Consider the following 8,867-nt stretch of genomic DNA (forward strand, 5'->3'; position numbering starts at 1 on the left):
TCAAAAAGTGTGAGCGCAAAAACTCGGGACTATCCGACCATTACTGAAGGTGAGGGACCACAATATCGGAAGTATTTGGAAATCGCGGATAACATCTGTATTGATGAAAATGTGGAAAACAAAGTACTCGTATTCATTGCTCCAGAATTTAATGACTCAAAGATAGAGGATTTCCTTGATGAGCTGAAGAGGTCACCGTTCGAGAATTATCAGGTAGATTTCCTCCGTTTGGATGGTCTCAGTATACTTCTATTCATTAGATTCGCGCTTGTCTCCGACCGAAAAATACGTCTTAACATGGGCCGCTGGCAGCAGTTGCTTGGGAGCCTCTTCCTCTCCCCGAAGTTCGAAAAATCAAAGCGTGATTTTAAACTATCTGAAAAGAACGGAACACTGATAGATCGTGATGTGGTAGTCGAACACTTAGAAGAATCAATCACTGACCAGAAGAACAAAGAAGACGTTCTATATCGAGTTACGGAGAAGTTTATTGAGTACAGTCCACACGACCCGTAGTCTGGAACTGTAACTAACGGTTAGTGGGAAGTAATACCCCGAAATCTGGTAGAACTGTTCAGCGGCGTTCTCTGATTGACTGTCTACTTAATTGAAAATTCCAGATGTGAACTGGATAAACCTCTAGATTGTGTTGGCGAACCGGTTCTGGTTACAAAAGTACGAGATATTTGATTGTTTTATTTGCAGCTCAAAGAACATCTGCATCCCACCTGTTCTCACATACGGGAGGAGGGTAGGTTCAAAATCCGAGTGCCTTGTCTAACTTTTCATACATCCGTTTCCGCCGAGCTTTCCGCTCTTGCTCCCTCGAAAGATAATTCCGAAGCACAACCTCCGTCGACGAACTCCCCTGGTCTTCAGCAACCCCCTCCAACCCCTCCAGAACCTCTCCCACTGCCTCCTGATACGCCGAGTACCAGAATCGCCGCCCCATCTTCGGTGTGGGCGTATCCCCATCAACAACCACTTCAGCAGTGTCAGCAAGCTGTTTGAATCGACGACGTATCGTACTAACTGACACGTGTCCCGTCGACGACGACCGAGACGGGAACAGATAACCGTTCCAGTTCTTACGGTCCGAAAGCGAATCAATCCGATCAGCGACGACGTCGACTCCATACAACAGCGTAACCTCACCCGGGCCGTTCTTTCGCTCTCCATCACCGAACGACAGATGTGGGTCTTCAGCATCCAAGACCACCTGGTCGACGTGCAACGCGGCAACCTCTGAGGGCCGTAACCCCCACCCCGCGAGCGCAACGACGAGCAATTCCGCTTCGGGCGAGTCGACCTCGCCGTAGATTCGACGGACTTGCGACGCCGACAGCGCCTGCGGGTCCGGTTCACTGGCTTCCCAGCCGAACTCTTCACCGGCCTCAGAGAGTGGATTGTACTTCGCATACTTTCGGCGTTTCACGAAGGCGTACCACGCTCTGGCGACGTGCAGATATTCGAGCTTCGAGCGGTCAGTCGATAGTTCCTCGTCGAAGACGTCGAGGACGGCGAGAACCCGCTCTATCTCTCGCGGTTGCTGGTCTAACTCAGACAGTGGCTCGAGCAACGCATCCGTCCCATGCAACTCTCGATACGTCCGTACCCACTTCGCCAACCTTGTTCGGTGGGTCTCGACGGTACTCTCTGCCCGTCCCCCACGAGTTTCTATCGACGTGAGATACGCGTCGAGCGCGTTCACAGTGGCGTCGTGGTCGACGTTCCACTCCCACTCTTCAGACTCTGCGTCTTCGAGGCCGACGACGTCGACGAAGAACTGGTTGGGCGTGAGGTCGTGATGTTCGCGAAGCGCGTACGCAATCCCACTGTATCCGTGTTCGGTGAGCCAGTCGTAGGTCGGAGCTTCTCGATCCTCGTCAAACCCATCGCGGCATCGCTTCGGTGCGATATCTTGCCAGTAGACGTCGACGAGTTCGTCGAGGTCCATACGCGACCAGTTGTAGCGACGCTTTCTCGTCTGGTTCTCTGAAGCCGTCTCTTCGACCTCTAAACCCTCGGAGTCAGACTGCTGATTCACGCCTTCTCACCGGAGAGTAACCCTCTCGCTCTATGTTGGGGTGATTCTGAGTGTGTGATTTTCATTACTCAGTGACTTTCTCATAGTTAGTTAATACTTTGGCTTGTGCGGGAGTGGACCATACACAACGCCAATTAGTAAAATTGAAGACTTGAGCTGGATATTATGTTTAAATCTAATATCGCTATATAAAATTGTAGCATAGAGGATGAGCCACAGTAAGTAATCCGCGTGTTTGCTACGGAGAGTTACTGCGGTTCGATGAGTTCGATTACGTGCCCATCGGGGTCTGCAATGAATGCCACGCGTGCATCTGCAGCAGCTACATAGCGCGGTTCCTCGACGATGCCATAGTGGTCAATACGCTCAAGTGCTCGTGAGAGGTCGTTAACCTTGAACGCAAGGTGGCCCCACGATTGAATATCCTCAGCACCATCAGCCGTATCGACTTCTGACAGCTGTAATTCGAATCCATTTTCACCCTCGAAGTATCTATTTTCTTTCCCATCGTCCGTAACAAAGTCCCACGTAGGGGTCAATCCAAACTCAGATTGATAGAATGCCGACGAGACTTCGATATCGCTCACGTTCAAGCATACATGGAGTATCTCCATGCATTGTGTCGTTTCTATTCGCTCTTGGGCTTTCTGCTATGTGCACTATTGACGGATGGGCTATCTCCGGCCGTGTCCTGGATATAGATTACTCTGAGGTCGTTGACGTTCGTCCCAGTCGGACCGGTTTTCACCGTAGCATTCTTCGATGCTAGATACCCAGTTGATTCATGTTTTTGTAGGTGTTCTCTAGCACTCGGGAGGTCATCTGGACCTACAGTCGCAGAATCAATTATAGCTCCCGCTACGTCTGCGTTTCCATCGATACCGTCTGTATCGACGGCTCCGACAGTGATGTCAGGGTTGTTCAGGTGAATGGCGGCACTGAGACAGAATTCTTGGTTTGGGCCACCGTTTCCACTATCTTCGATGGTGACAGTGGTTTCCCCACCTGAGAGAATGACCACCGGTGGTTGAAACGGTTCTTTTGACTGAATAACCTCGTTTGCAACGCTCAAATGGAATTTTGCCGCCTCACTTGCTTCGCCTTCTACCTGTGACGACAGAATCTCTGCAGTGATTCCACGTTCGGTAGCCATTTTTCGCGCGGCGTGCAATGCGGTCTCTCCACTTCCAATTACATGGTGGTGAACTCGTTCAAAAACATCGTTGCTCTGGCAGGGGGTCTCTTTGAGTGCACCCAACTCCCCCTGTTCGAGTACTGTGTGAACAGACGGCGGTACGGGGATATCGTACCTCCCAATGATCTCGAGGGCATCATCGAAAGATGAAGAATCGGGTGCAAACGGGCCACTAGCGACCGTTCCAATGTCATCCCCGACAACGTCGCATAAAACAAGATTCACTACTGTCGCGGGGTACGCTGCTGCCGCCAATTGCCCCCCCTTGACCTGAGAGAGGTGCTTTCGGACCACGTTAATCTCATCTATGGGTGCCCCAGAGTGAAGTAACGATTCTGTCACCGCTCGTAACTCATCGAACCCGATACCACGGTGCGGCAAGGAGAGAAGTGCGCTCCCTCCTCCTGCTGAAACCGCGATTACGAGTGTCTGTCCGTGGGAATCGTCGAGAAGACTTTGGATACAATTTACACCATTTACACACGCTCTACTGGGAAGTGGGTGTGTCCCTCGGTACATCTCAATGATCTCACACTCAACTGGGTCGTCGGTGACAATGGCCCCAGACGTTAACGTATCGCCGAGAACGGACTCGATAGCTTGAGATATTCGACCTGCGGCGTTTCCGGCACCGACAACAACTACGTTATCGTACTCGTCAAGTTGGTATTCGTGGTCTTCGACAAACAAAATACGGTCTTCGACCGAAATTGTGTCTTCGACAATCTGTTTGGGATGTGCTGCAGTAATCCCTGCCTCGATGCAGTCTAGGACAAACTCTTTCGAATGAGTGTCGCCTATGGTTCGTTTGTTTGTAATCATTGGTGGTTCAGTTCACAAGCTTGGGTAGCCAAAGCACGATCGACGGGAAGAACGTGATGAGTAGCAGTGTCAACACGAGAGGAACGTAGTAGAACGAAACCTGTTTGATGACATTCTCGACGGGAACATCGGCTATATCACTTGAGAGGTACACTGAGAGACCGAGCGGTGGTGTGAGAAGTCCAATCATCAAGTTGAACACCATGATGACGCCGAAGTGTATCGGATCAATCCCGAGTTTAATTACCGCGGGAAGGAAGATTGGAGTCAACATCAGAAGAGCTGCAACGGTCTCCAAGAACAACCCGATGACAAGGATGACGATGTTTAGAATGAGGAGGATTACCAGTGGGTTCGTCGAGACCGAGAACAGGATGTTCGACACCAAGTTCGGAATCTGCTCGACAGTTAAGACCCATCCAAAGAGTGCTGCACCGATCAGAGGGAACATTATCACAGATGTCGAGCGCACTGCCTCAACACTGGCATCAAAAATGTAACTGACATCTCTGTTCCCATAGAGTAATACGTTGATCGCAATAACGTAGACGCAGGTTACCGCAGCGATTTCTGTCGGACCAAACGCGCCTGTGAGCATACCCGAGATTAGGACAATGGGAGTCAGTAATGCGGGGAATGCGATTGCGAACGACTTCCCTGTTTTCCGTAGTGAGATATCCGACTCAGAAGTGGGGAAATTTCGCTTTCGAGCCAGGTATGCGGTGAATCCCATCAGTAGGAGGACTGAAAGGATTGCAGGGATTACCCCTGCTAGGAAGAGCGAGACGATGGAAACCTGCCCCACCAGCCCAAAGATGATGAGAGGAATACTTGGTGGGAAAATGGGGCCAACCGTTGCAGATGCACTCGTGAGCCCGGCTGCGTAGTCTCGTTCGTAACCATTCTCATCCATGGCGTAAATTAGCATTCGACCGATACCACCAACGTCTGCGAGTGCGGCACCAGACATCCCCGAGAATATGAGACTCGCTACGATGTTCACGTGAGCGAGCCCACCAGAGACGTGGCCGACAAGGTGGTTCGTGAACTCAAAGATTCGGTCGGTAATTCCACTCTGATTGAGTAGTGAGCCAACGAATATAAACAGAGGCACTGCGAGAATCGTGTATGAATTCACTGAGTACATTGTCCGCTGTGCGATTGTAACGACAGGGACACCGGTGATAACGATATAGACCACCGAGGGAACAATGAAGGCGACACCAATTGGTACTCGAAGGAACACTAGTGCGAGTGCGGCAATTACGACGACAACTCCTAATTCCATGTTTGTGAACTCTCCGTATTGGCCACGTAAGGTGAAGTCTGCATACAGACGATTCTGCTCGAGTCAGTTCCAGCATTGGCTTTGGCTAGTGTGATTTGGGTCAATTTGACTCAACTCCATAGTGTCGGTTTGCTTCCGTGTCGTCTCCATGGCGAAGGATTCGAATTGATGCGAGGACAAACCCGCCCATCCCCACAACGCCCGCTAGATACAGGAGTGGTAAGGGAATGTTAGCTGCTTCAGTCGTGACGTCGCCAAACTGAACGGCCATCATCAGTGACGTCCCAACAATTGTCAGCCCGGCGAGTATATTCAATATCGTTTCGCCCGTCAGCACCCGAGCCCTCCACGAGGCAGGAAGCTTATCGACAAAGTACTCTATTTTGATGTGTCGATCTTCAAGTGCTGCCCTGCCTAGAAGGAGGAACACGAGCCAGACATTGAGTAGCTGGCTTACTTCGGCAGTCCACGTGGCTGCAATGCCAATCCATCGCGCCAAGATTTGGAACGCTACCAACACGACGATAGCGAGCAGCAGGACTGACGAGAGCCGTTCGTCATATGTTACCATTAGGTTTGAACTCTTCCGTTAGGACTTATATTTTTTCGATCCTAGAGACGAGGTCCGACCAACCAGAGAACGCAGATTCAACTTCATCGTTAACCGACTCTTTGAAGGCGTCTAGTTGCAGACCAGAGCTCTCATCAATGATGGTCATACCTTTCTCTTGCAAAGTACCCCGTAATTCTTGTTCCTTCTGCTTCCCTTCGGCTAAAGACTCAGCACGGAGCTCTGCTATCGTTGAACGAACCGTCTGTTGATTCTCTTCACTCAGTCCTTGCCAGGCTTTCTCGTTGATGTATACCGGCAACTGGAGTGTAATGTGGGAAGTCATCATCAGATGCGATTGTTGCTCGTAGAACTTGTTCGCATCAATGGTGACGAGGGGGTTTTCCTGGCCGTCAACGACACCAGTCGCGAGTGCACTCGGAAGTTCCGAGAAGTCGACAGCTTCCGGTTGTGCTCCTAGTCCCCGGACCGTGGTTAAGAACACTTTGAGAGGGATTGCTCTAATCTTTTTATTATTCAGGTCCGCAGGTTTTTTGATTGCGCTGTTGCAGGTGAGTTGTCGACGTCCGTAGTACCATCCACCAATTACACGGATGTCCGACTTGTCTACCAGTTCTTTATTCAGTTCTTGGAGAACCTCTGACGACCGTGGGTCTGTTGCGCGCATGAGGTGGTCTCGGTCCTCGTATATGTAGGGAAGGTTGAAGACAGACATCTGCTCGTATAACTGGCCGAGAGCAGAGAAATCGTTATGGCCCATCTCGATACTTCCTGACGAAGTCCCTTGAATCATATCGCTAACTCCACCGAGTTGAGACGATGGGTGAACGTTGATTTTGACCTCGCCCTCAGTTCGACTCTCTACCTCATCGGAGAGTTTTGATGCGAACTGGCCCACGACGCTATCCGGACTATTTGGGTGCCCGTATTTGAAGGTAGTTGTTCCACCATTGAAACTTCCAGTGCATCCTGCCAGCCCAGATAGTCCAACAGCGGCGGCCCCACCGGTTATCTGTAGCATCTGTCGTCGGGTAGTGTTATCTCTTACCATGCCCGAGATTACAATATTGTTGTAATAATATAAAGATACCGATTGATGACTGGGAATGTTACTAAAAAATTAATTGGGGTTGATACTGGTTGAATTTAATCGTTAGTCAGACCTCAGATAGTTTTACCTCACGGCTTTTCTCTGCGGATTGCTTTGCGGCCTCCAAGATTTGTAATTGAGTTAGTATTTCCTCGCCTGAGGCTTCTGGAGACCGTTGTTCGATTATGGACTCAGCGAATTCACGCATTTGGAGTGCAAAGTTGTGTTTCCCACCTGAATCAACAGTGACAGGTTCTCCGTTAATCTTCAAGTCGGTCGTTGCGACACCAACGAGGTCTCCGCTATGGTCACCGGTTTGGCTCCACGTGATTGACCCCTTCTCACCGACAACGAGTCCACTGTGGACGACTGGCGAATTATTTATCGATAGGAAGTTCGTCGCGTGTGTGTCATCGTCGAACCGGATGACGAGCGTGACATCATCGTCTCCCTCGAAATCCTCATTATTTGAGGTACCCTCTGCATACACAGAGACCGGCTCCCTGTCGTCGAGCATCCAGAGCGTGTAGTCGATACTATGCGAGCCAAGCATCGGATAGACAAGTCCACCTGTCTTCTCTTTAGATTGCCACCAGTCCGGTGCTGTGTCAACATCGAAATGGCATGCGAACGAATATAGGAGATTTAGTTGGTTTCCGATCTCAGTGCGGCGATCGCGTGCTTCGATGAGTGACGGGAAGAAACGACGGCTTTGCCCTACCATCAGATTGACTCCGTTATCCTCAGCAGCCATTACCATCGCCTTCCCCTCGTCTAGAGAGGTTGCCATGACTTTTTCTACGAGGATATGCTTACCAGCTTCGGCAGCATCGATGGCCAGTCTAGAATGGAGGTTGTGTGGGACACAGATTACGACAGCATCAATCTCAGGATCGTTGAATGCGTCTTCGACTTGTGTGTAGTACGGAACGTCGTACTCATCAGAAAAAGACTGTGCCCGTTCTTTTTGAATATCGACGACAGCTGTCAATTCGCACTGCTCTGGCCATTGTCGTATTCCGTCGATGTGACTCCGTGCGATTCTACCGAGACCGACAACCGCAATTCCAACGGGTGGTGTATTGGTCATATTCGTGTTATTGGTTCAGGATTATTCTGGCTTCAATGCGACTTTGATCTGCGACTCGTCATCATTGTAAAGCTGCATCGCTTCTTGAGCATCCTCCAGTGAGTGGGTACTAGTAACGAGCGAGCCGACATCGAGAGTTCCATTGACGATTGGCTTCATTAATCGAGGGACCCACCGGTCAAGGAATTCTGGTCCGTGATGCATGAGATTCGGAAACCTTGCTTCCATACCATGGTGGTGAATTCGGTGAAGGTCAGGTGTAATGGGTGTCATGAGGTCTGGAATCGAGACAACGATCCCCTCATCCCGCGTATTCCTAACAGCGAGGTTGAAATATTCTTCAGCATGGTGGTTCCAGTATCCGCACGAATGGAAGCTCACGTCTACACCTGCGTCACCACTCGCGTGCCCGCGTGCCTGATCATTTGCATTATATTCAGTGAGTTCGGCTACGCGGCTTCCGATGTCGTCGGTCTTACTATTCAAAACCACGTCGGCACCACGTTCTTTTGCGACTTCGAGTCGCGCGTCACGGTGGTCGATAGCAATGACGGTCGACGCACCTTTCTTTTTTAGACCTTCTACTGCGATTTGTCCCTGGAAGTTTAAGCCCGCGACGAGGACGTCGTCTCCTGGCTGGACTCCGCTTTGGAATACACCATATATTCCAACAGCGGCGGGTTCTCCGAGGCTTGCTAATTCGAGATCGAGGCCATCTGGTGCTTTCTGCAGACTGTCTACTGGTGCAACAAAATGGCTCGAAA

The 8,867-nt window shown here is 50.5% G+C and carries 9 protein-coding genes; 1 reads left to right on the forward strand and 8 read right to left on the reverse strand.

The window, feature by feature from the left end; all coding sequences use genetic code 11:
- On the forward strand, positions 1–516 hold a 516-nt coding region (locus AUR66_RS22325), incomplete at its 5' end, for a hypothetical protein (RefSeq protein ID WP_197409866.1).
- 241 nt (positions 517–757) lie between these two features.
- On the opposite strand, the gene AUR66_RS17990 is transcribed toward AUR66_RS22325, so the two are convergent.
- The 8 genes from AUR66_RS17990 to AUR66_RS20860 all read right to left on the reverse strand — a co-directional run.
- Positions 758–1,957 carry a tyrosine-type recombinase/integrase gene (locus AUR66_RS17990; RefSeq protein WP_058573523.1) on the reverse strand — a complete coding sequence of 400 codons (1,200 nt, stop codon included), beginning with the start codon at positions 1,955–1,957 and terminating at the stop codon, positions 758–760.
- A 338-nt stretch (positions 1,958–2,295) separates the two neighbouring features.
- A complete protein-coding gene (locus tag AUR66_RS17995; RefSeq protein WP_058573524.1) occupies positions 2,296–2,661 on the reverse strand; it encodes a VOC family protein in 366 nt (121 codons plus the stop codon).
- Between the two features lie 14 nt (positions 2,662–2,675).
- Positions 2,676–4,064 carry a glycerate kinase type-2 family protein gene (locus AUR66_RS18000; protein ID WP_058573525.1) on the reverse strand — a complete coding sequence of 463 codons (1,389 nt, stop codon included), beginning with the start codon at positions 4,062–4,064 and terminating at the stop codon, positions 2,676–2,678.
- A gap of 7 nt (positions 4,065–4,071) precedes the next feature.
- A complete protein-coding gene (locus AUR66_RS18005; RefSeq protein ID WP_058573526.1) occupies positions 4,072–5,352 on the reverse strand; it encodes a TRAP transporter large permease in 1,281 nt (426 codons plus the stop codon).
- A gap of 100 nt (positions 5,353–5,452) precedes the next feature.
- Positions 5,453–5,923 carry a TRAP transporter small permease gene (locus tag AUR66_RS18010; RefSeq protein ID WP_058573527.1) on the reverse strand — a complete coding sequence of 157 codons (471 nt, stop codon included), beginning with the start codon at positions 5,921–5,923 and terminating at the stop codon, positions 5,453–5,455.
- Positions 5,924–5,948: 25 nt separating this feature from the next.
- Positions 5,949–6,974, reverse strand: coding sequence for a TRAP transporter substrate-binding protein (locus tag AUR66_RS18015; RefSeq protein WP_082682272.1), 1,026 nt, complete (start codon positions 6,972–6,974; stop codon positions 5,949–5,951).
- 106 nt (positions 6,975–7,080) lie between these two features.
- Positions 7,081–8,103: a Gfo/Idh/MocA family protein gene (locus AUR66_RS18020; protein ID WP_058573529.1), complete on the reverse strand. Its 1,023-nt coding sequence runs from the start codon at positions 8,101–8,103 to the stop codon at positions 7,081–7,083.
- A 21-nt stretch (positions 8,104–8,124) separates the two neighbouring features.
- Positions 8,125–8,867, reverse strand: a 743-nt coding sequence (locus tag AUR66_RS20860) for a zinc-binding dehydrogenase (RefSeq protein WP_082682273.1), incomplete at its 5' end; no start/stop codon positions are given.

It is taken from the genome of Haloferax profundi (assembly GCF_001469865.1).
In the GTDB taxonomy this organism is placed as follows: Archaea; Halobacteriota; Halobacteria; order Halobacteriales; family Haloferacaceae; genus Haloferax; species Haloferax profundi.